Source organism: Dyadobacter flavalbus (assembly GCF_006149045.1).
Lineage (GTDB): Bacteria > Bacteroidota > Bacteroidia > Cytophagales > Spirosomataceae > Dyadobacter > Dyadobacter flavalbus.
In genome coordinates, this window is record NZ_VBSN01000010.1 from 1 (window position 1) to 24,425 (window position 24,425).

Here is a 24,425-nt window from a genome sequence, read left to right on the forward strand (position 1 = left end):
AACCAAGAAAGCTGGCATCCGGCAAGTGCAACGGCGTTTAGCAGCTTTGGATTTAAGTCAAGACGAGTTGATTACTTTGTTTTCAAACAGCTCTTTTTCAAATAGTTAATTGATTGTTGTATAGAAATAGCTTGACATTAATTCATAACCGCACGGATTACAGCAATTTATGTGAAGAAGTCAAAAAGTCAAAAACCGGTTTGGTCAATCGGCAGATTATTGGACTGTACAGAATTGGAATGTATTCAAAAAACAGATCTTGGGTGCTGCCAGGATTTCCCGTAACTTATTAAGATGCTGGAACCGTTACTATCAGCGATTCAGAAATCGGAAGTTTATTGTTAGAGCTAGAAAGTACGGTGGTATGAAACAAGCGAGTACAATGAGCTAGCACTGTTATCATATCAGATTTGAACGAACGACTTCTTGCATACTATTGGGACTGGAGTAATTTGCTAAATACATCAACCTTTATGTTAAGCTCTTCATCGAACATAAGTTGTTAATGACAGCTTCAAGAAGAAAAATCGGTTGCAATAAAATAGATAATCATGAAAGTTTTAGTTTGACGTCGTGCAAACTGCTTCCCTCCAAAAAAACTATTGCAACTTTTATTGCAATTAAACAAAAAAGGACTTGGCTTTTTTAGCTAAGTCCTTGATTTTCAAGTGGGCCCACCTGGGATCGAACCAGGCACCTACTGATTATGAGTCAGTTGCTCTAACCGAATGAGCTATAGGCCCTTAAATTTTAACCTGATGCTGAGTCCGGCACCTGCTGATTGTGAGCGGCTGCCGCGCGGTCAGTTGCTCTAACCGAATGAGCTGTAGGCCCTTAAATTTTAATCCAGCTGTTGGCTGGATCGGAGTGCAAAATTAGTGAAACGAATTAAATCTCCAAACGATTATGATAAGAATAAGTACTTTTGTCCGTTGCTACATAACTAATCTGCCTAAAATTAATCTTGAACAAAAGGAAAATTATCAACGATCCGGTTTACGGATTTATATCCATCTATTCTGATCTGCTTTATGATCTTGTTGAACACCCTTATTTTCAACGGCTTAGAAGGATCAAGCAATTGGGATTGGCCGATATGGTGTACCCGGGAGCACTGCATACCCGCTTTCATCATGCGCTCGGTGCCATGCACCTGATGGGGCAGGCCCTGAAGGTTCTTCAGGAAAAAGGCCATCTTATATGGGAGCCGGAGCTGGAAGCTGCGCAGGTTGCCATTCTTTTGCACGACCTTGGCCACGGCCCGTTTTCCCATGTTCTGGAAAGTGTTATGCTGCCCGGCGTACCGCACGAATCCATCACACTCGTCATGATGAAAGAACTGAACCGTCAGATGAACGGCAGGCTGGATATTGCCATCCAGATGTTTGAAGGAACTTATCCCAGAAGGTTTTTTCATCAGATGATTTCAAGCCAGCTGGATATGGACCGCATGGATTATCTGAACAGGGACAGCTTTTACACGGGCGTTATAGAAGGTTCCATCGGTGCCGACCGGCTTATTAAAATGCTCGATATCAGCAAAGATCAGCTGGTTGTGGAAGAAAAAGGATTGCTCAGCATTGAAAATTTCCTGCATTCACGGCGGCTGATGTACTGGCAGGTTTATTTACATAAAACATTGCTGAGCGCACAGGCCATGCTTACACAGATTCTTTACAGAGCCAGAGAACTGTCGGAAAGCGGGGAAGAGCTCTTTGCTACGCCCGACTTTGCCCGATTCCTGAAGAACAGGTTTTCCATTACGGATTTTGATGTCAGTACCGATTTGCTGGAATCATTCAACGGATTGGACGATAACGACGTATGGGCTTCGGTAAAAGGATGGAAAACGCACAGCGATCCGGTTTTGTCAAAGCTGTCCGGAATGTTGCTGAACAGAAATCTGTTTAAAATCAATTTTTATGACAGTCCGCCGGAGCCGGAACTGCTTGATCAGCTGCGGGAACAACTTTTACATTCCGGTATTTCCGAAAGCGAAGTGCCTTATTTTCTTGTCACCGGAGAGACCACAAACTGGGCTTACGCCAAGGAACAGGATCCGATCCGCGTTAAAATGAAGAACGGCGACTTGCTCGATATTGCAGATGCATCCGACATTCCAACCATTGAGGCGCTTACTAAGATTGTGCGCAAGTACTATGTATGTTGGGGTAAAAATGTATCTTTGCGTGGTTAGTCAGGATCATTACAAGAAGGAGACTTTATAACAGATTTTATTACATACTCGAAATACGTTACCCGAAATTAGCCGAAAAATATGAAATTTACTGTCAGCGAGATTGCTCAGATGCTTGATGGAACCATTGTTGGAGATGATAAAATTACAATTGATTCGGCTGCTAAAATTGAAGAAGGGCGTCCGGGATGTATTTCATTTTTGGCCAATAGTAAATACGAGTCTTACATATATTCCACTCAGTCTTCGGCCGTTATTGTAAACAGGGACTTTACGCCGAAGAAAGAAATTGCAGCAACGCTCATTTATGTTGATAATGCTTATACGGCATTTACAATCCTTTTGGAAGAATATCAGAAGCGCATCGGCAACGAAAAACGTGGTGTGGAACAGCCCAGCTTTATTGGTGAAAACAGCACGACGGGTGAAGGTTGTTACCGCGGTGCCTTCTCTTATATAGGTAAAAACTGCGTCATTGGAAACAGCGTCAAAATCTATCCGAACACGTATATCGGAGATAATACCGAAATAGGGGACCATTCTGTCGTTCATCCTGGCGTAAAAATTTATGACAATACCGTAATCGGTAAAAACTGCACCATTTTTGCAAACTGTGTAATCGGCGGTGACGGTTTCGGGTTTGCACCGCAGGCGGACGGAACCTACAAGGCAATTCCCCAGCTTGGCAATGTCGTGATAGAAGATGATGTAAGTATCGGTTCGAATACGACGATCGATTGCGCGACAATGGGTTCCACGATTATCAGAAAAGGAGTTAAAATTGATAATCTGGTCCAGATTGCACATAATGTCGAAATTGGAAAAAATACCGTAATTGCGGCACAAGCCGGCATTTCAGGTTCTACAACCATTGGCGAACAATGCGTAATTGCTGGCCAGGTTGGTATCGTCGGACATATTTCAGTTGCCAAAAACACCAAAATCGGTGCGCAGAGCGGACTGGGTAAATCCATTAAAAAAGAAGGGCTTTCCTTGTCGGGATCGCCGGCAAGAGATTTGAATGAACATTTGAGATCCATGGCTCTGGTAAGAAGACTTCCTGAAATGGAAGAAAGACTGAAAGATCTGGAAAGTAATCGTGAAACGTCCGACTTCCAGGAAAGAGACTAAATTCCAACGCGCCTTTAAGTAGAAAAGGATATTATATAATGAACGAAAAACAACAAACCATTTCTAAGTCTGTATCCGTTACAGGAGTGGGTTTACATACAGGTGTCGTCGCAACCATGACTTTTGTTCCTGCACCGGCCAATCACGGATACAAGTTTCAGCGTGTTGACTTACCCGGCCAGCCCATTGTAGATGCAGATGTTGATAATGTAGTAGATTTGTCCCGCGGTACCACCATTGAACAGAACGGCGCCCGGATACATACCGTTGAGCATACACTTGCCGCGCTTGTAGGATTGCAGATCGATAACGTACTGATCCAGCTCGACGGCCCCGAACCGCCCATTATGGACGGCAGTTCCATCAAGTTTGTGGATGCATTGCAGGATGCGGGCATTGAAGAGCAGAATGCCTACCGCAATTACTTTGAAGTTCCCGAATACGTACATTACATCAACAAGGAAAAAGATACCGAACTGGTAGCATTGCCGCTGTCCGATTACCGGCTTACCGTTATGGTGGATTACAATTCCACCGTCATCAGCAGCCAGCATGCTTCGCTCAACGATATTACGTTGTTTAAAGATGATATTGCCGAATGCCGGACTTTTGTCTTTCTTCATGAACTGGAAGCATTATACCGTCAGAACCTGATCAAAGGCGGTGATCTTACCAATGCAATCGTCATTGTGGACCGCGAAGTGCAGGACGGGGAACTGGATCATTTGTCGCAGCTTCTGAGCAAGCCGAAAGTCAGTGTAAACAAGTCAAAAGGTATACTGAACAACGTTGAGCTGCATTATCCCAATGAAATGGCCCGGCATAAATTGCTGGATCTGATCGGAGATCTTGCCCTTGTGGGACGACCTATAAAAGCACAGATACTTGCAGCCCGGCCCGGACATGCAGCCAATGTTGCATTGGCGAAAAAGATCAAGAAGCTGATCAAATCCGGTAAAGGAGATATTCCACAGTACGATCCGAACAAAGCCCCCATATTCGATATTAATCAGATTGGGCAATTGCTTGCGCACCGGTATCCGTTCCAGATGATTGACAAGATCATTGCACTGGATGAAAACAGCGTGGTCGGAGTGAAAAATGTTACGATTAACGAGCAGTTTTTTCTTGGACACTTTCCGGGAAATCCTGTAATGCCTGGCGTACTGCAGCTGGAAGCCATGGCGCAAACCGGTGGAATACTTGTTTTAACCAGTGTTCCCGATCCGGATAATTACTGGCCTTACCTTATCGGAATTGATGCATGCCGCTTCCGCCGCAATGTGTTTCCGGGCGACACGGTAATTTTCAAATGTGAATTTACTTCTCCGATGAAGCGCGGGATTGTAAAAATGAGTGGCCGGGGATACGTAGCCGGACAACTGGTGTGTGAAGCAGATATGATAGCAAGCCTGGTAAAGAAAAAATGACTCAAGCATTAGCATATATTCATCCTGACGCGAAGATCGGTCAGGATGTAGTGATAGAACCTTTCGCGATGATCCATCCTGATGTAGAAATCGGTGAAGGCACGTGGATAGGATCACACGCCGTTATCAATTCCGGTGCAAGAATTGGAAAGAACTGCCGGATTTTTCCCGGTGCTGTAATTTCTGCAACGCCGCAGGATCTGAAGTATAACAATGAATATACTTTAACCATCATTGGCGATAATACGACAATCCGCGAATATGCAACCATCAGCAGAGGAACGGAAGAACACTGGAAAACAGTAGTCGGCTCCGACTGTCTGATCATGGCCTATGCCCACGTGGCGCATGACTGTCGTGTAGGAAATAATTGTATTATAGGAAATAATGTACAGATGGCCGGCCACGTACATGTCGGCGACTGGGCAATTGTAAGTGCGTTAAGTGCGGTGCATCAGTTTGTTAAAATCGGTTCGCATGCTTTTGTTTCCGGTGCTACGCTGGTCCGCAAAGATGTTCCGCCTTTTACCAAAGCTGCCCGCGAACCTATTTCCTACGCCGGTATCAACTCGGTGGGTTTGCGCAGAAGAGGTTACAGCAATGAAAAAATTGTTGAGATCCAGAATATTTACCGTTACATATACATGCGCGGGCTGAACAATGCAGAAGCCCTGCAGAAAATAGAGCTGGAACTGCCGCCCTCCAATGAACGCGATGTCGTCATCAATTTTATCCGGAATTCGGAAAGGGGAATTATGAAAAGCCCGTTTCAGACAAACGGTGCCAGCGAAGCAGAAGCACAGTCCTGAAAATATTTTAAATGTTGAAAAGAGCTTTCGGAAACGGAAGCTCTTTTTAGTTTACTGCGTTACTGTAACTTCATCACCTGCCTTTACAGTCCCGAAAGCAGCGGCAACAACATTCTGCCCGAATAAGATCTTATTATTTATTTTCCGGTACGTTGACAACGTTTTCAGCGGCTCAGCGCCTTTTTCGGCCGTTTTTTGATTTATCGTAGTCATAATGCATCTTGCGCAGGGTTTTACGACTTCAAAAGCGGCGTTGCCGATTGTAATGCTTTTCCATTCATCCTCTGCAAAAGGTTTGGTGCCGGTAATGACAAAATTGGGCCGGAACCGCGCCATGCTGACAGGTTCGGCAAGTCTGGAATTCAGGTCGTCCAGAGAAGCCTGTGAAATGACCAGATATGGGAAACCATCAGCAAAACTTACGTTCTCATCATGCCGGGCATAATGCGGGTCGGCTTTGCGCTGTGTATTTTCAGGCATCATCACAAGTCTTACTTTTTTGCCAAGCTGATTGCTGAGCCATTGATCCGCGGCATTACTGACGGTTACAGCATCCACAACATCATTCCATACTTTTACAGAAATCGTTTCTTCTGAAACCGGTTCAAACGGAGCAATGGTATGGTTTTCCGGATTGTCACGGCTGAAAATTTTCAGTCCGCCGGCTTGCAGCGTAACATCGATCAAAGCCATTTCAGGTGAAAAACGCTGCGTCTGAAACATGCCGTTTTCATCCACAATCATCCAGCGGCGATCGTACTGCAACCCTTTTTCTTCCGTATGTGCTTCGGTAAGCCTGATTCCGCCCAGTGATTTGACCGGATAAATCCAGATTTCGGATAAGATCATTTTTTATAAAAGTGTAAGATACTGCTTTGCTTTAAAAATCCATTCTCGCCATCGGACTGACGGTCTGATCGCTGAAATCGTTTTCCAGGAATTTATAATGTGCCGCCATGGCAATCATGGCCGCATTATCGGTGCAATATTCAAATGCCGGAACAAAAACTTTCCAGTTCATTTTTTCACCCAGTTCCTGTAAAGATTTCCGCAGACCGGAATTAGCAGAAACGCCGCCGGCAATGGCAATCTGGGAAATGCCTGTTTCCTTTGCAGCTTTTTTAAGTTTCTTTAAAAGAATATCAATCAATGTAAACTGGATGCTTGCACAAATATCCGGCAAGTTCTGCTGAATAAAATCAGGATTTTCCCGTACACGTTTTTGAAGAAAATACATAAAAGAAGTTTTAATGCCGCTGAATGAAAAATCCAGTCCGGGCATTTCTGGAAGCGGAAACGGAAATGCATTCGGGTCTCCGGCGGCAGCATACTTATCGATCAACGGCCCGCCCGGATAAGGAAGATCCAGCAATTTGGCCGTTTTGTCAAATGCCTCGCCAACGGCGTCATCTCTGGTTTCCCCGATAATTTCCATTTGCAAAGGCGCGGTAATTTTTACAATTTGAGTGTGCCCGCCGCTTACCGTAAGGCACAAAAAGGGAAAAGAAGGTTTCGGCTCATCAATAAAATGTGCCATAACGTGCGCCTGCATGTGATTTACGGCAATCAGCGGAATGTTGAGCCCGAGCGCCATGGATTTTGCAAAGGAAGTTCCGACCAGTAAAGCGCCTAATAAACCCGGTCCCTTTGTAAAAGCAATGGCATCCAGGTCTTTTTTTGTTACTTTTGCATCATTCAATGCTTTATCCACAACCGGTAAAACATGTTGTTGATGAGCCCGGGAAGCCAGTTCAGGGACAACACCGCCGTATTGTGTATGAATGAGTTGTGTGGCAACAACATTGGAGCAGATTTTCCCGTTAGTTATTACGGCTGCGGAGGTTTCGTCGCAAGACGATTCAATGGCGAGGATGTTCATACGGATGAAAATATTCCCAAATTTAAGCAATTAACACTAAGATAAGCAGTATCCTGCTGCGAAGCCGTATATGTTGAAATTCCTGAAGGCTTTTGGCAATGGTTTGATCGTCGTTATCATCTTCGCGCTGCTTGCGCTGGGAATTGCTACCATTGCACTTCAGCTGCCTTCTGTTCAGACCTGGGCAGTTCAGACTGCGGCCGGCAATATTTCCCAGAAACTTGGTTACCCGATTACGATCCAGAAAGTCAATATCAAATGGTTTGATGTGGTATCGCTGGAAGGAATTTCTGTAAAAGATTCCAGTCAGGCGCAAATGATCGATGTCGGCAGGATTGACGTTAATCTTGACATTAATAATATCATTGACAATGCTTCCAGACAGATTTATCTGGATGAGGTCAATCTGTTTCAGCCCAATGTTCATCTTGCGGTCGTTCCTGAAACGGGCTCGCTGAACATGGACGGGTTTATTGCCAGCATCAACCGGCTTACCGCGCCTGCAGTACCCAAGCCGGCCAATGCTCCGGAAAACAACATTCCTTTTATCATCGGCAAATCAAAAATCATTGACGGTACTTTTCACTACAACGATCCGAGGAAAAAACGGGACAGGAATCCCAGAACTTTTGATTATTCTCATTTTGAGCTGAACAAGCTGAACGGCGAGCTGAAAAATTTTCTGCTTCAGGGCGATACCATTGTATTTTCTGCAAGAAACCTGAAAGCATTGGACAGGCAAACCAAACTGGAAATTCATAATCTGGATACGCGTTTCCTGTTTTGCCAGAAAAAAATGGAGCTCAAAGAGCTGGAAGCAAACATCGGCAATTCCTTTCTGAAAGACGAGATTATTTTTTATTACAACCGTTCCGGTGAACTGGGCGATTTCAACCATAAAGTGCGGATGAAAGGTCATCTGACAGGAAGCCGCATCAGTTCAAAAGATCTGGGTTTGTTTTCGAGCTATGTGGACCGGCTTAACGAAACGTGGCATGTTTCAGGTGATTTTAACGGGAAAGTGGATGACTTTATGCTTTCCGATGCCGACCTGCATTTTGGAAAAGGAAGCCGGATTGTCGGCGATCTAGGCTTTAAAGGACTTCCGGAAATTGAAGGTGTGAAAATGAATATCCGTTTGTCACTTTCCAAGATCAATCCGCTGGATCTGGTTCAGTATTATCCGGAATGGAAAGAACATCAGACGCTGCAGAAATTCGGGCTTACTTTGCTGGACGGCACTTTCAAGGGAACGCTGGACGATTTTGTGATCAATGCCAATTCTTCTTCCAGCCTCGGCAAACTTTCAGGCGATCTGGATTTTCATATTACGGATGCCCGGACCACAACTTACACGGGTGAAGTAAAAACGGCCGGTTTTGAACTCGGAACGTTGCTGGATCAAAAAGAAACTTGGCAGGAACTGGACTTTGAAGGTAAAGTTGCAGGCAAAGGCCTTGAACTGCAGTTTGCATCCGCTGATATGAATGCACTTGTACGGCGTGTCGGATTCAGAAACTACGATTATACCAACATCCGGCTGGACGGCAATCTTCAGAACCAGTATTTCAACGGGCAGGTCAGTGTAAAGGACAGCAACTTTATAGTAAATCTGGAAGGAGAATTTGATCTGTCAAAACCCCGGAATTCATTTGATCTTCAGGGCGTAGTTGAAAGAGCAAATCTGAAAGAACTGGGCTTTGTAAAAGAACCGGTTACGTTAAGAACGCAGCTGAATGTAAATCTTTCCGGCAATACGGTAGACGAACTTACCGGCGATGCCAAATTGCTGGATACTTACCTTTTAATGACCAATCAGGAAAGAAACCTTGTTATTGACACGCTGGTTTTTTCCTCCATTCAGCAGCTCGACAAACGCACGCTTCAGCTTGAAAGCGAGTTCGTGTCCGCAAAGGCAGAAGGAAATTTTCTGCCGACAGAAGCCTGGAAAGATATAAGCCGGGTACTGGAAGAATATAAACTGTACTTTTTTGAAAATGAAGCAAACAGAACGGAATACTATGCGCGCAAGCCGATTGAATCCGTCAAACGCTACCAAATAGATTATGAAGTGGAATCCAGAAATCTTTCCAGGTTCCTGGCATTTCTTAGCCCGGATATTTATGTTTCCAGAGGCGCGAAGGCGGAAGGGACTTTCAAGATGGATAATACGGCTTTCCTGACGTTTAACGCCATATCCGATACTTTGCGGTACGGTACAAACCAGTTTGTAAAGTCGGAAGTGGATGTAACGACTTCCAAATTTGTAAACAGCGCCGAAGTCCTCGCGTCCATTCTTGTAACTTCGGATCAGCAGCAGATCAGCGTGCTGGTGCCTACCGAGAAGCTGGAACTAGAAGGAACCTGGGACGTTGACCATATTGATTTCAATGGCGCAATTCACCAGGCCAAAAGTACGAATCTGGCAAATCTGGCAGGAGAAATCAGGTTTTTGCCGGCCGGGCTTGACATCGGATTTACCAATTCAAGGCTTAACTTGCTGGATGAAACATGGAATGTGCCTTCCGAAAGTCTTATTTCCATTGTCGGAAAAAGCGTTACCTTTTCAAATGTCGGTTTTGTCAGCGGCAAACAAAGGATTTTCCTGAGCGGAACAGCTTCCGACGATCCTGAAAAAAGCCTGACGCTGGACGTGAAAAACTTTAGACTCGGAAGTCTCAATCCGGTTTTCAATACGCAGCTTGCCGGAATCATGGACGGAACTGCCAGGATCCGGGATATTTACAACAGCGCCATGCTGGATGCGGGTTTCAACATAGAAAGTCTTGGCTACGGCCAGTACGAATTCGGAAATTTATCCGGAACAAGCGACTGGGACCCTGTAACCAGCGAGTTGCAGATTGACGCTCAGTTAAGCAAAAATGCAAGAAGGGTTTTTAACCTGACCGGCGCTTACCGTCCCAAACTGGCTGCCAATACGCTGAACCTGAAAGCCATTTTCAACCATATCGATTTCAAGTCGCTCGAACCATTTACGGAAGGACTGGTTTCCGATATCAGTGGAAGTGCGCAGGGAACGGTTCTGATCAAAGGCATTGTCAATGCGCCGGTTCTGGAAGGATCTCTGATGGTGGAAAACGGCCGTATGAAGTTTGATTATCTCCAGTCTGTTTTTACTTTCAGCGACAAAATCAATTTTACCGAAAGTGAAATTACGGCCAGCAACATTTTACTGACGGATGAGGACGGAAATACGGCAACAGTCCGGGGCGGCGTTTATCATGACGGTTTCAAATATTTTTCGCTCGGCTTTAGTGCGGACCTGCAGAACTTCAAAATCTTAAATACAACGTTTCAGGATAACGACACCTTTTACGGAACGGCATATGTAACAGGGCCGGTCAGTGTTTTCGGGCCTATTGACAAACTGAACATTGAAGCAAACGTTACGAGCAACAAGAACACGAGAATTTACATTCCGCTGGACGGAGCCACAGAAGTAGCTACGCAGGATTATATACAATTCGTCAGCAAAATGCCGGTTCGGGACAGTACAAGCATGAGTGCAGCCGATTCTGTCTTCCGCGGGCAGGTTTCCGGCGGGATCAAGATGGATTTCAACTTCAACCTTACGCCGGATGCAACCTGCGAAATTATATTTGACCGGCAGACGGGCGATATCATCCGCGGCAACGGAAGCGGCAGGCTCAACCTGAACATTGATACCGAAGGCGATTTCACCATGGCCGGAACGTATGAAATTGAAAAAGGAGAGTACAACTTTACGCTTCAGAATGTAATTAACAAAAAGTTCAGCATCAAGCCCGGAAGCAGGATTGTGTGGTCCGGCGATCCTTACGGAGCCCAGCTGGATGTAAAGGCAGGTTACACGCAATTGGTTTCTCTGGTCGGCGTTCTTCCGAATACCGGTTCCGTAAATACAACTGGAAATGATGTGCTTTCAAGGCGTTATCCTGTGGAAGTAACCATCGGCTTATCGGAAGGGCTGATGTCACCGTCCATACATTATGATCTTAAGATTCTTGACAATCCTTCATTGAGCGCTTACCGCGGACAACTTGAGGCTTTTCAGAACAAACTGAAATCCGATGAACAGGAATTAAGCCGTCAGGTCAGCAGTTTGCTGGTGGTTAATCAGTTGCTTCCGGAAAGCAGTCTGGCTACGATCGGTGGCCAGAGTTTTCTGGGAAGCAGCATCAGTGAGCTTGTTTCCAACCAGATCAGCCGCTGGGCCTCGGGAATCAATGAAAATCTGGAAGTCGGCGTTTCCGGGCTTTCGCTGGATCAGAATGCATTGACGAATCTTCAGCTGCGTTTCTCATACCGTTTTCTGAATGACCGTTTCAGGGTTACACGGGACGGGCGTTTCGCATCGGGAACGCAGGCCGGCACCACGCAGTACGACGCGGCCAGTCTGCTGGGTGAATGGACATTGGAATACTGGCTGAACCGCAATGGATCTGTCCGGGTAAAAGCATATAACCGCAATATACAGAATCCGTTTTCACTCAATAACACCGTAACAACGGGCGGCGTAAGCATGCAGTTTACGCACAGTTTCAACCGCTTTACACCAATGCCGAAGCCTGAGGTTAAAATACCTTACACAATTGCACCGGATTCTGTTCGTCAGGATACGTCCGGGAAAAAGCTGCTGACTACAAAGGGAGCTCCGCGTTAGATGTGAAAAGTAAAATGTGAAAACTAATTTATTCGCCGCGGTACCTTACGGCAAGGCCGCTCAGGATGTAGCCTTCGTTTTTCACACTTGTGTAATATTTGTATTTGACGTTGATGATGGCGTCCGCTCCGATTTTTTGTGCTTTGATAACCAGCCGGGCCGTCAGGAGTTCCTTGGTTTTTGCATCATTTCCTCTGTACATCATTCTTTTATCCTGCGTCTGGCGGTCAGTCAGGGAATCTTCACTGCTTATTTCCACAATCCCGATTTCAGAATACGGTCTTTCGAGCGGCTGGTTGTCATATAGCAGTTCTATGGGATATTTGGTATTGGTGGAAATGGGAATACCGGCGCCTGCGCAGCCAAAAAGCATATACCCGGCAAGCAATGAAAAAGAAAGGCGAACAATTTTACCCGGAAAAATCATCTTTAATGAAGTCATATTGATTAAACTGCGATACTGGTTTAAGAATTCCTGCTGATCTGAAAATGTGTGCTGCCTGGAATCCGTACGAAGCGGAGCCGCCGGAATGTTGCATTTCCATTTATTTTGCCATTTATCATGAAGTTATTGTTAAATGAGCTAAACAACGCTATTTTCATGAGCTTAATATGTAAACAAATTCATTGTTGATATGGTCATAAATTTTAAAAGTATCAAAGCGGTTCAGCGATCGGCAGCGGTTGGTATGCTGTTCACGTCTCTTTTGGTAACGCCTTTGTTTTCACAGGATTTGCCGAAAGGTGTGAAAAAAATCACTTCCGTAGAAGGAATCACAGAATACAGCCTTGAAAACGGTTTGAAAGTGCTGATGTTTCCTGATCCTTCCAAACCGACCATTACCGTAAATGTAACCTATCTGGTTGGTTCGCGGCACGAAGGATACGGGGAAACCGGAATGGCGCATTTGCTGGAACACATGGTCTTCAAAGGTTCGCCCAAGCACCCGAACATTCCGCAGGAACTGACCGAGCACGGTGCCCGCCCGAACGGCACGACATGGTATGACCGTACCAACTATTTTGAAACTTTTTCGGCAACGGAAGAGAACCTCAAATGGGCGCTCGACCTTGAATCCGACAGGATGGTGAATTCCTTTATTGCCAAAAAAGATCTGGAGAGCGAGTTCAGCGTCGTGCGCAATGAATTTGAATCCGGGGAAAACAGCCCTTTCCGCGTATTGATGGAACGCGTGATTTCCGGTGCTTACTTGTGGCATAACTACGGAAAATCAACAATCGGGAACCGTTCCGACATTGAAAAAGTGCCTATCGAAAACTTACAGGCTTTTTACAAGAAATTTTACCAGCCCGATAACGCCGTACTGACCGTTGCAGGAAAGATCGACGAGCCGAAAACGCTGGCCATGATCAATGAATATTTTGGTAAAATCGCCAGACCTGCGCGCGTGCTGCCCACCTCGTACACGAAGGAGCCAACGCAGGACGGCGAACGTTTTGTGGAACTGAAAAGAACCGGCGATGTGCAGATGCTCATGGCTTTGTACCACATTATGCCGGGCTCGCATGCAGATTATCCTCCCATGGAAGTGCTTACGGAATTGCTGAGTACGGAGCCGAACGGAAAGCTTTATAAAAATCTGGTCAATACTAAAAAAGCGTCTTCCGAATTCGGGTACAGCTTTCAGTTATATGATCCGGGCTTTGTGCTGTTCGGTGCGGAAGTGCTGAAAGAAAAATCACTGGATGAAGCCAGGCAGGCATTTGTGGCAACACTCGATTCCGCTGCTTTGGTAAAACCCTCGGCAGAAGATGTGGAAAGGGCCAAAACCACAATCCTTAAAAACTGGGATCTGGAATTCCGTAATTCGGAACGTGTGGGACTCAGCATCAGCGAAGCCATTGCAACAGGCGACTGGCGGCTGGCTTTTCTTTTCCGCGATAACATCCGGAAAGTAACTGCGGATGACGTTTACAGGGTTGCACAATATTATTTCAAACCGTCCAACCGTACGCTCGGAACATTCGTTCCGGAAGCCACGCCGGTAAGAGCCGAAATTCCGGACGCTCCGAAAATTGAAGATCTTGTAAAAAACTACAAAGGAGAAGCCGTTGTAGCTGAGGGTGAAGCTTTTGATCCTTCGCCTATGAACGTGGAAAGCCGGACTACGCGCGTTGAAAAACCAAATGCCATTGAAACGGCATTGCTGCCCAAGAAAACGCGCGGAAATGTCGTCGCAGCAAGGATTACGCTCCGTTACGGCGACGAAAAGAGCCTGATGAACAAAGCGGCCATATCCGATCTTACGGGTTCCATGCTGGATAAAGGAACAAAAACCAGAACCCGCCAGCAACTGAAAGACGAGTTTGATAAACTGAAAGCGCGGGTCAGCTTTTTCGGAGCCGGCAACCAAGCCGGAGCCAACATTGAAACGACCAAAGAGAACCTTCCGGCCGTTATGAAACTGGTTGCAGAAGTGCTGAAAACGCCTGCATTCGATGAAAGCGAGTTTGAAAAACTGAAACAGGAAGAACTGGCCGGCATCGAATCGCAGCGCAGCGAGCCGCAGGCCATAGCCATCAATCAGTACCGCCGCATTGTTTCGCCTTATCCGAAAAGCGATGTCCGGTATGTCGGCACGTTTGATGAAGATGTGGAAAATATCAAATCCACGACCATTGATCAGATCCGCCAGTTTCACAAGGATTTTTACGGAGCCAACAATGCCTCTGCAACCGTAGTCGGTGACTTTGACAAAGCAGCAATCCAGAAAATAATCAATGATGAATTCAGCAGCTGGAAAAGTGCCAAGCCTTTTACCCGCATTGCGTCGCCGTATCAGGCGGTAAAAGCAGAAAACAAGGCGGTGGAAACGCCGGACAAGGCCAATGCCATGTTCGTGGCCGGCCTGAACATGCCTTTGCAAGACACAGACCCGGATTATCCGGCATTGGTTATGGCGAATTATATGCTCGGAGGCGGGTTTCTTAACTCACGTCTGGCAACACGGATCAGGCAGAAAGAAGGGCTTAGTTATGGCGTAGGCTCACAGTTTTCGGCCAGTTCGCTGGACAAGAACGGCTCGTTTATGTCGTATGCAATCTATGCGCCGGAAAATGCCGAGAAACTGGAAGCGGCTTTTAAAGAAGAAATAGAAAAAACGCTGAAAGAAGGTTTTACAGCCGAAGAACTGAAAGCGGCACGGTCGGGTTATCTGCAGTCACGGCAAGTTGCCAGGTCGCAGGATGCTTCGCTGACCAATACGCTGACCAATAACCTTTATCTGAACCGCACGATGCAGTGGGATGCGGATTTTGAAAAGAAAATAGAGGCCTTAACGCCGGAACAAATCAAAGCTGCGGTTAACAAATACATTGATTATAACAAATTCGTCATCATCAAGGCGGGAGATTTTGCCAAATCCAGAAAAGGCGCTCCGGCTGCAACCGCACCGGCACCTCTGGGCGGAAGCGAGAAAAAATAATATCAGGATAAAGTTGATCAGGAAAACCGGATGCAAATTGCAGTCCGGTTTTCTGCTGTTATAAGGTAGCACATCTTTATATTTGCCCATTATTCCTGATGAATCCTTTTCCTGTAAATTGATACAAATGAAATTTATACCGAACCTGTTTTCAAAATTACTGGCTGCCGGGATTCTTCTCAGCTATTCCGGTTACAGTCAATCCAGATTAAAAACTGCCAAACTGGCCCGTCCGAAACTGGTTGTAGGCATTGTAGTGGACCAAATGCGCTACGATTACCTTTACCGCTACTACGACAAGTACAAGGAAGGTGGCCTGAAAAGGCTCATGAATGAAGGTTTCAACTGCCGGAACAATCATTATCATTATGCATTGACCGTAACGGCTGCCGGGCATTCGGCTGTGTACACCGGTTCGCTTCCGGCCATTAACGGCATTATCGGAAACGACTGGTATGACAGAAAAGCCGGGAAAAATGTGTATTGTACCGACGACAGCACCGCTGCAACGGTCGGAAGCAATAATGTAACCGTCGGAAAAATGTCGCCGCGCAATCTGCTGACAAGTACGGTTACGGATCAGCTGCGGATTGCGACCAATTTCCGCTCCAAAACAATCGGCGTGGCGATTAAAGACCGTGCTTCCATTCTGCCGGCAGGACATGCATCCAACGGCGCATACTGGTTTGATTCCCGAACCGGAAACTTTGTGACTAGTACTTATTACATGGAATCGCTGCCTGCGTGGGCAACGGAATACAACAATAAAAAAATGCCTGCCGAATATCTCAGACGCGGCTGGAATTTGCTTTTACCCATTGATCAGTATACCCAAAGTACGCCTGACGATGTGGCGTGGGAAGGAACGCTTTCCGGAGCAGCCAAGCCCGTATTTCCGCATGAACTGATCGGGACGGCCGGCGATGCTTACGGCGTGATCACTACTTCGCCCTGGGGAAATACGCTGACGAAGGAAATGGCTATTGCTGCGATCAAAGGTGAAAATCTGGGCAAAGGAGCGGATACCGATTTTCTGGCAGTAAGCTTTTCAACGCCGGACCGGATCGGACATGCTTTTGGCCCTAATTCGATTGAACAGGAAGATAATTATCTGAAACTGGATATGGAATTCGCTGATTTGTTCAATTTTCTGGATACCTGGACGGGAAAAGGAAACTATACCGTGTTCCTGACTGCCGACCACGGCGCAATGGATGTTCCGGCATTCTGGCAGGAGCATAAGCTGCCCGCAGGATTAATGAATTCGACTACGCTGACGAGAGCCGTTGTGAAATCGCTGAACGATGCATTCGGCGAAGGTGAATATGTTTCAGCTTTTGAAAATTACCAGATTTACCTGAATAAAAAGTTGCTTGCCGAAAAGAAAGTCAGCGTGGACGATGCATGGCAGGTTTTGCGGAAAGCATTGCTTCCCATGAATGGCGTTGCAGATATTATTAATCTGAATGACATCGGAAACGCGCCGCTGAATACCTATCAGCTAGAAATGTACAAAAACAACATCAATGCCAAACGAAGCGGCGACCTGCAGTTGATCGTTCAGCCCGGCTGGTTTGCAGCTTCTTATGGGACCGGAACAGATCACGGAACTCCATACAATTACGATACGCACGTTCCTTTCCTGCTCTACGGCTGGGGCGTGAAAAAAGGCGAAACACTCCGCAGGACTACCATTGCAGATATTGCGCCAACGATTTCGTCCTTGCTGCACATTTTACCGCCGAGCGGAAACGTAGGCAACGCCGTGGAAGAAGCTTTAAGCAAATAACTGAATTTTCCCTTGCAGAACCGGTTTTCAGGCCATGCAGGGTTTTTGTTTTATTAAAATTCCTGAACAGTGAGAAAAATCTCTTTAAGCGTACTTTGTCTGTTGCTGACTGCTTTCGGCCATGCACAGACAACCAAAAAAAACACACCGAAAAGTACCGTACTTGCCCGTCCCAAACTGGTTGTCGGCATCGTTGTCGATCAGATGCGTTATGATTATCTGTACCGTTATTATGATCAGTACGGAGAAGGCGGTTTCAAGCGGTTGATGAATGAAGGGTTTAACTGCCGCAATAATCATTACAGCTATGCACTTACGGTTACAGCCGCCGGTCATGCCAGCGTTTATACCGGTTCTATTCCGGCCATTAACGGAATCATCGGAAACGAATGGTTTGATCCGATAGCCAAAAAAGAAGTTTACTGCGTGGAAGACAGCACCGTAAATACCGTTGGCAGTACTAATGCAAGCGTAGGGAAAATGTCGCCAAAAAATATGCTGACAAGCACCGTCACGGACCAGCTCCGGATTGCTACCAACTTCCGTTCCAAAACAATCGGTGTTGCAATTAAGGACAGAGGTTCTATTCTGCCGGCCGGACATTCCGCGAATGCCGCCTACTGGTTTGATTCCAAAACCGGCAACTGGGTAAGCAGTACTTATTACATGAACGAGCTTCCCAAATGGGCAAAAGACTACAATGCCAGAAAAATGCCTTCGGCTTATTTACAAAAAGGCTGGCAGCTGCTACTGACTGCAGACGCTTACATGCAGAGTTCGCAGGATGATGTGGCCTGGGAAGGAAAGCTGCCGGGTTCTTCCAGACCTGTTTTTCCATATGAACTGGCCGGTTTGTCGGGCGATGCTTTCGGTGTGGTTACGGAAACGCCGTGGGGAAATACGATTACAAAGGAAATGGCCATTGAAGCGGTAAAAGGCGAGAATCTGGGTAAAGGAAAAGAGACAGATTTTCTGGCCATCAGTTTTTCTTCCACGGATAAAATCGGGCACCGTTCCGGACCGAACTCCATCGAACAGCAGGACGATTTCATACGGCTTGACCGCGAATTTGCCGACCTTTTCAGCTTTCTGGACGGCTGGGTTGGAAAAGGCGAGTACACCGTTTTTCTTACGGCCGATCATGGCGTTGTGGATGTTCCGGGCTTTGCAGCCGAGCACAAGCTTCCGTCCGGCATTGTAAACAGGAAGGTTGTCAACGCCGCTGTGGACGAAGCACTGAGCAAGGCTTTTGGCAAAGATTCCTACATTCTGGCAACGGATAACAACCAGCTTTACTTTGATCATGAACTGCTGAAAAAGAAGAAGATTACAATTGCCGCTGCCGTAGAAGTTATTCGCCCTGCCATACTGGACATTCCCGGAATGGCCGATATTATTGATCTTACCGATATGGGAAAATCACCGCTGAATACGTATCAGCTCGAATTGTACAAGAATAATGTGAATGCAAAGCGTAGCGGTGACATCCAGATTATTACGCAGCCGGGATGGTTTTATGGCACCTCCACAGGAACTTCGCACGGAACGCCGTACAATTACGATACGCAGGTGCCGTTTGTTCTTTATGGCTGGGGAATCAATAAAGGTGAAACACTGCGGCGGACATCGGTTTCGGACATTGCGCCTACGATTTCCTCACTGCTGCATATTATTCCCGGAAGCGGCAACACCGGAAATGCAGTGGAAGAAGCATTGAAAAAGTAGTATTCTTATAAATTTATAAATAAAATACGCTGCAAAACTGGAACAATTCCGGCAATGCAGCGTATTTTATTATAGCTTGTTTCAGGATTCTTCCACGATGAGGACAATGCCGTTTGTCCGCATGATAACGACTTTGCTTCCGGCAGAAATGGAACTGTGGTTAAAAGCAGTTGCTTTCCATTCGGCACCGCGGTAATAAATTTTTCCTTCGCCGTTAACAGGAATGTCCTTGATGACGAGAGCCGTTTCGCCTACAAATTCGCTATATTCAGGACCTGATCTTCTGTCAAGCAGCTTGCGGGCGTGTTTTCTCAAGAGCAGCAATGAGCTTAGTGAAATCAGTGAAAATGCAATGATCTGGCTTTCAATGTCGGGAAGCAGGCCGATTGCCGTCAATAATGATGTGAGCAATGCGCCGGATGCAAAAAATACAAACACCAGCAGTACGCTTACCAATTCTGCAACGAGCATAATCAGTCCCACAATAAGCCATATTTGCGGCAAAGACAAGTCCATATTATTTTTTTCTTTCTGGGTTTATAACCGGCCGGTCCGATTTCACTACTGTTAAAGCCGTAGCAATAAGTGAGCCGATATCGGTCAGGTTTGCCGGTAAAATCAATGTATTTCCGGTTTTGGCCAATTTACCAAATTGTTCCACATAATTTTCTGCTACTTTTAATTGAACCGCTTCCAGACCGCCGTCTTTCTGGATCGCTTCCGCCACGAGTCGGATGCTGTCTGCCGTTGCTTCGGCAACTGAACGCAGAGCGGCCGCTTCACCTTCCGCTTCATTGATCTGCCTGAGCCGCAAACCTTCCGATTCCAGTACGACTTTCTGTTTTTGTCCTTCGGCAACGTTGATTGCAGCCTGTTTTTCTCCGTCGGATTGCAGAATCACCGCACGTCGTTCCCGCTCGGCCTGCATCTGTTTTTCCATGGCGTTCAGCACGCTTTGCGGCGGTGTGATATTCTTGATTTCGTAACGTAAAACTTTTACGCCCCAGCCGATGGCCGCTTCATCAATGGATTCCACAACGGCGCGGTTGATCGTCATCCGTTCTTCAAAAGTTTTGTCAAGGTCCAGTTTCCCGATTTCACTCCGCATGGTTGTCTGCGCAAGCTGGATAACGGCAAAAGTATAATCGGCAATGCCGTAAGCAGCTTTTTTCGGATCAATAACCTGAATGAAAATAACGCCGTCCATACGCACCTGAACATTGTCGCGGGTTATGCAAATCTGTTCGGGAATATCAACGGCAGTTTCTTTGAGTGTGTATTTGTAAGCAATTCTGTCAAAAAATGGAATGATGAAATTGATGCCGGGCTGCAATACGGCGTAAAATTTTCCAAGACGTTCCAGTATATATGCATTCTGCTGCGGAACGACTTTAACGGTCATTAAAATGGTGAGAACGACAAGAACAAGCAGTATTATAAGTGGTGTCATAGTAAGTAAGTTTGATGTATAGGGCGAAAGTAACCATACAAAAACTTGCTTCCTATAACTCTTTTATCAGCGTGAGGTTAAACTTGCCTGCCGGTTTATGAAGGGGATGAATGGAAAAAGATATCAATCTTTTAATATTTCCTTTGAAATAACCATTTTTTGAATCTCGCTGGTGCCTTCTCCGATTGTACAAAGCTTGCTGTCTCGGTAAAATTTTTCAACCGGATAATCTTTTACAAAGCCATATCCGCCAAAAATCTGAACGGCTTCATTGGCTACTCTTACGGCCGTTTCGGATGCATGATATTTGGCCACGGAACTGGAAAGCGTCACTTTTTTGCCTGCATCTTTTAATGCTGCCGCATGAAAAGTGAGTAAAGTGGAAGCCTGGATATCGGTGTACATATCCGCCAGCTTGAATGCAATGGCCTGAAAATCACAAATTGCTTTGCCAAACTGCTTTCGCTCCATGGAGTAGGAGCGTGCCGCTTCATACGCGCCCAGTGCCGTTCCGACGCTCAGCGCAGCAATGGAAATCCGGCCGCCGTCAAGAATCTTTAAAGACTGAATAAATCCGTCGCCGACCTGCCCGATTCTTTGGCTGTCCGGTACAACGCAGTCCTGAAAAATGAGTTCCACGGTTTCGGAAGCCCGCATGCCCAGTTTGTCTTCTTTCCGGCCGCATGTAAATCCCGGCGTACCCTGCGGAATGATAAAAGCAGTTGCGCCATGTTTGTCGCCGGGTTCGCCGGTTCTGGTTATGACAACAGTAATATCAGCGCTTTTTCCATTGGTGATAAAGTTTTTGGAGCCGTTTATGATCCAGTTACTGCCATCATTTACAGCAACGGTACGCATGTTTCCGGCATCCGACCCGGTATTCGGTTCGGTAAGTCCCCACGCGCCGAGCGAGCGGCCGCTGGCAAGGTGCGGAAGATACATCTGTTTCTGTTCAGCGTTGCCAAACATGCAAATATGATTTGTACACAAGGAATTATGAGCCGCCATCGACAGGCCTGCGGAGGGATCCGTTTTTGCCAGCTCGATAATTGCAGTTACGTATTCCTTGTAGCCAAGGCCCGCACCGCCAAATTCTTCGGGAACGAGCATGCCCATCAAACCGAGTTCTCCGAGCTTATAAAACAGTTCTTTCGGGAATTGCTGTTCTTCGTCCCATTTGCGGATATTGGGTTTTATGCTGAGGGCAGCAAACTGGCGTATGCTTTCTTTAATTAGCGTACAGGTTTCTTCCCGCTGACTTTGTGCTGGATCCGGAGTTACTGTTTCCATAATTCCCGGTGTTTACATTTAATTTACTTAATGTTAGCAAAAAATCAAGATATTTCTCTTATCAGTAACGAACAAATACGAGGCGGAGCGGTGAAGATTCGTATAAAAAAATTACATTTGCTGATGTCTTAACACACGGGACTTGGTTAAATACAATTCTTTAACCTGAACGATGAAGTTCCGTAACAACTATATTATAATTATCACATTTATGAAAATTGCAGTTGTAGGAACAGGTTATGTTGGTTTGGTTACAGGCACCTGTTTTGCTGAAACAGGCAATCAGGTAACCTGTGTTGACATTGATGTCAGAAAGGTCGAACGTTTGCAAAAGGGCGAAATCCCTATTTATGAGCCGGGTCTGGACGTACTTTTTCACCGGAACGTGGAAGAAGGCCGTTTGCTGTTTACCACCAACCTGGCCGAAGGCATTAAAGATGCGGAAGTGATTTTCCTTGCGTTGCCGACGCCTCCGGGCGAAGACGGATCGGCTGATCTGAAGTACATTCTGAAAGTGGCGGATGATCTTGGCCATATTATGGAAAAATACGCTGTCGTTATTGACAAAAGCACCGTTCCGGTGGGTACGGCTGAAAAAGTGCATGCTGCCATTGCGAAAAATGCCAAAGTCGAGTTTGATGTGGTTTCCAATCCCGAGTTTTTGAGAGAAGGCGTTGCGGTTGAGGATTTCATGAAGCCGGACCGGGTTGTGGTCGGAACTACTTCCGAAAAGGCAAAAAAGGTCATGGAAAAGCTTTATGCTCCGCTGGTCAGACAAGGAAACCCGGTGATTTTCATGGACGAGCGTTCTGCCGAAATGACCAAATACGCAGCCAATTCATTCCTGGCCATGAAGATTACGTTCATGAACGAAATCGCAAACCTTTGCGAAAAAGTAGGTGCCAATGTGGACGATATCCGTCGCGGTATCGGTACAGACAGCCGCATCGGAAAGCGTTTTCTTTTTGCAGGTATCGGTTACGGCGGAAGCTGCTTTCCGAAAGACGTACAGGCGCTTGCCAAAACATCCAATGATTTCAACTATGATTTCCGTATCCTGAAATCCGTTATGGATGTCAATTACGATCAGAAGAAGAAACTCCTGCCGATGCTCGAAAACTATTTTGAAGGAAGCCTGAAAGATAAAACCATAGCGGTCTGGGGACTGGCGTTCAAGCCATATACCGATGACATCCGCGAAGCTCCCGCGCTTGAAAATATTGAAGCATTGCTGCAAGCCGGCGCCAAAGTAACTGCTTACGACCCGGAAGCCATGAACAATGTAAAAGGCATTCTCGGCGATAAAATAACATTCTGTCATACACCCTATGCCGCGCTGGACGATGCCGATGCATTGATGATATTTACAGAATGGCCTCAATTCCGCACACCTGAATTTGAAAAGATGGGTAAACTGTTGAAGAACAAAGTAATTTTTGACGGAAGAAACCTGTATGAACTGGATCAGATGCGTGAAATGGGTTATACCTATTACAGCATCGGACGGGAAAAGGTGGTTCCGGCCGGAGAAAATTAACATTCAATCTAATCTATCTTATTCATGAAACGTGTACTTATAACCGGAGCAGCAGGATTTTTAGGTTCGCACCTTTGCGAGCGGTTTTTAAAGGAAGGCATGTATGTGATCGCAATGGATAACCTGATTACCGGTGATATGCGTAACATCGAGCATTTGATGCCCAATCCCAATTTTGAATTCAACCATCATGATGTAACCAAATACGTGCATGTTCCGGGCGAGCTCGATTACATCATGCATTTTGCATCTCCGGCAAGCCCGATTGATTACCTTAAAATTCCGATCCAGACGCTGAAAGTAGGAGCGATGGGAACGCATAACCTGCTTGGGCTTGCGCGCGTTAAAAAAGCACGTTTTATCATTGCTTCCACGTCGGAAGTATACGGCGATCCGCTGGTGCATCCGCAGACGGAAGATTATTGGGGCCATGTTAACCCGATCGGGCCGCGCGGCTGCTACGACGAAGCCAAGCGTTATCAGGAAGCTATTACCATGGCTTATCACCGGTATCACGATCTGGAAACACGCATTGTACGGATTTTCAATACTTACGGGCCCAGAATGCGCCTGAACGACGGACGTGTGTTGCCGGCATTCATCGGCCAGGCTTTGCGCGGTGAGGATATTACGGTATTCGGCGACGGTTCGCAAACCCGCTCATTCTGTTATGTCGACGATCTGGTTGAAGGAATTTACCGCCTGCTTCTGAGCGACTATGCATTGCCTGTAAACATCGGGAACCCTTCCGAAATCACAATAGGGGAATTTGCCGAAGAAATTATTAAGCTGACCGGAACGGACCAGAAAGTTGTTTACAAGCCGCTTCCGCAGGACGATCCGAAGCAAAGACAGCCGGATATTACCCTAGCCAAAGAAATTCTGGGCTGGGAGCCAAAAGTTTCCCGTCAGGAAGGTTTGCAGATTACTTACGACTATTTCCGCAATCTGCCGAAGGACAGGCTGTATGAAGAAACCAATCACAGAGGCTTTGAAGGATTCAGTCATGTGAAATAAACGGATAGCATTATTAATAAAAAAACCCGCTGAATGCGGGTTTTTTTATTGAAAGGAAATCT

General features: G+C 46.2%; 16 protein-coding genes and 1 tRNA gene. 10 read left to right on the forward strand and 7 right to left on the reverse strand.

Annotation, left to right across the window (positions count from 1 at the left end; translation table 11 throughout):
* Window positions 1-669: 669 nt before the first annotated feature.
* Window positions 670-743: transfer RNA gene (locus FEM33_RS00840), tRNA-Ile, on the reverse strand.
* Between the two features lie 218 nt (window positions 744-961).
* Between FEM33_RS00840 and FEM33_RS00845 the strand changes: the two genes are divergently transcribed.
* From FEM33_RS00845 to lpxA, 4 genes are all read left to right on the forward strand, one after another.
* Window positions 962-2,197, forward strand: coding sequence for an HD domain-containing protein (locus tag FEM33_RS00845; RefSeq protein WP_139010229.1), 1,236 nt, complete (start codon window positions 962-964; stop codon window positions 2,195-2,197).
* 81 nt (window positions 2,198-2,278) lie between these two features.
* Window positions 2,279-3,328, forward strand: coding sequence for a UDP-3-O-(3-hydroxymyristoyl)glucosamine N-acyltransferase (lpxD, locus tag FEM33_RS00850; protein ID WP_139010230.1), 1,050 nt, complete (start codon window positions 2,279-2,281; stop codon window positions 3,326-3,328).
* Window positions 3,329-3,366: 38 nt separating this feature from the next.
* A complete protein-coding gene (locus tag FEM33_RS00855; protein ID WP_139010231.1) occupies window positions 3,367-4,758 on the forward strand; it encodes a bifunctional UDP-3-O-[3-hydroxymyristoyl] N-acetylglucosamine deacetylase/3-hydroxyacyl-ACP dehydratase in 1,392 nt (463 codons plus the stop codon).
* Window positions 4,755-5,567, forward strand: coding sequence for an acyl-ACP--UDP-N-acetylglucosamine O-acyltransferase (gene lpxA, locus FEM33_RS00860; RefSeq protein ID WP_139010232.1), 813 nt, complete (start codon window positions 4,755-4,757; stop codon window positions 5,565-5,567). The genes FEM33_RS00855 and lpxA overlap by 4 nt, the downstream gene beginning before the upstream one ends.
* A gap of 51 nt (window positions 5,568-5,618) precedes the next feature.
* Here lpxA and FEM33_RS00865 read toward each other — a convergent pair whose 3' ends face one another.
* Window positions 5,619-6,416, reverse strand: a complete 798-nt coding sequence (locus FEM33_RS00865) for an MOSC domain-containing protein (RefSeq protein ID WP_139010233.1) — start codon at window positions 6,414-6,416, stop codon at window positions 5,619-5,621.
* A gap of 31 nt (window positions 6,417-6,447) precedes the next feature.
* Complete coding sequence (tsaD, locus tag FEM33_RS00870) at window positions 6,448-7,446, reverse strand: tRNA (adenosine(37)-N6)-threonylcarbamoyltransferase complex transferase subunit TsaD (RefSeq protein WP_139010234.1); 999 nt, start codon at window positions 7,444-7,446, stop codon at window positions 6,448-6,450.
* Between the two features lie 70 nt (window positions 7,447-7,516).
* Between tsaD and FEM33_RS00875 the strand changes: the two genes are divergently transcribed.
* On the forward strand, window positions 7,517-12,109 hold the full coding sequence (locus FEM33_RS00875; RefSeq protein ID WP_139010235.1) for a translocation/assembly module TamB domain-containing protein: 4,593 nt from the start codon (window positions 7,517-7,519) through the stop codon (window positions 12,107-12,109).
* Window positions 12,110-12,137: 28 nt separating this feature from the next.
* Here FEM33_RS00875 and FEM33_RS00880 read toward each other — a convergent pair whose 3' ends face one another.
* Window positions 12,138-12,551: a hypothetical protein gene (locus FEM33_RS00880; RefSeq protein ID WP_229214014.1), complete on the reverse strand. Its 414-nt coding sequence runs from the start codon at window positions 12,549-12,551 to the stop codon at window positions 12,138-12,140.
* 247 nt (window positions 12,552-12,798) lie between these two features.
* On the opposite strand from FEM33_RS00880, the gene FEM33_RS00885 reads away from it, so the two are divergent.
* The 3 genes from FEM33_RS00885 (at window position 12,799) to pafA (FEM33_RS00895) (ending at window position 19,069) form a co-directional block, all read left to right on the forward strand.
* Window positions 12,799-15,555: a M16 family metallopeptidase gene (locus FEM33_RS00885; protein ID WP_139010348.1), complete on the forward strand. Its 2,757-nt coding sequence runs from the start codon at window positions 12,799-12,801 to the stop codon at window positions 15,553-15,555.
* 127 nt (window positions 15,556-15,682) lie between these two features.
* A complete protein-coding gene (gene pafA, locus FEM33_RS00890) occupies window positions 15,683-17,344 on the forward strand; it encodes an alkaline phosphatase PafA (RefSeq protein ID WP_139010236.1) in 1,662 nt (553 codons plus the stop codon).
* A gap of 69 nt (window positions 17,345-17,413) precedes the next feature.
* The gene (pafA, locus tag FEM33_RS00895) at window positions 17,414-19,069 is read left to right on the forward strand and encodes an alkaline phosphatase PafA (protein WP_139010237.1); all 1,656 of its coding nucleotides are present in this window, start codon (window positions 17,414-17,416) and stop codon (window positions 19,067-19,069) included.
* A gap of 81 nt (window positions 19,070-19,150) precedes the next feature.
* Here pafA (FEM33_RS00895) and FEM33_RS00900 read toward each other — a convergent pair whose 3' ends face one another.
* The 3 genes from FEM33_RS00900 to FEM33_RS00910 form a co-directional block, all read right to left on the reverse strand.
* Entirely contained in the window at window positions 19,151-19,585 is a 435-nt protein-coding gene (locus tag FEM33_RS00900; RefSeq protein ID WP_139010238.1) for an NfeD family protein, read from the reverse strand.
* A gap of 1 nt (window position 19,586) precedes the next feature.
* Window positions 19,587-20,519: an SPFH domain-containing protein gene (locus FEM33_RS00905; RefSeq protein WP_139010239.1), complete on the reverse strand. Its 933-nt coding sequence runs from the start codon at window positions 20,517-20,519 to the stop codon at window positions 19,587-19,589.
* Between the two features lie 123 nt (window positions 20,520-20,642).
* Window positions 20,643-21,809 (reverse strand): acyl-CoA dehydrogenase family protein, encoded by a 1,167-nt coding sequence (locus tag FEM33_RS00910; RefSeq protein WP_139010240.1) that lies wholly within the window; start codon window positions 21,807-21,809, stop codon window positions 20,643-20,645.
* A gap of 211 nt (window positions 21,810-22,020) precedes the next feature.
* Between FEM33_RS00910 and FEM33_RS00915 the strand changes: the two genes are divergently transcribed.
* Both FEM33_RS00915 and FEM33_RS00920 read left to right on the forward strand, forming a co-directional pair.
* On the forward strand, window positions 22,021-23,346 hold the full coding sequence (locus tag FEM33_RS00915; RefSeq protein WP_139010241.1) for a UDP-glucose dehydrogenase family protein: 1,326 nt from the start codon (window positions 22,021-22,023) through the stop codon (window positions 23,344-23,346).
* A 24-nt stretch (window positions 23,347-23,370) separates the two neighbouring features.
* Window positions 23,371-24,363, forward strand: a complete 993-nt coding sequence (locus FEM33_RS00920) for a UDP-glucuronic acid decarboxylase family protein (RefSeq protein ID WP_139010242.1) — start codon at window positions 23,371-23,373, stop codon at window positions 24,361-24,363.
* The last annotated feature ends 62 nt before the right edge of the window (window positions 24,364-24,425 follow it).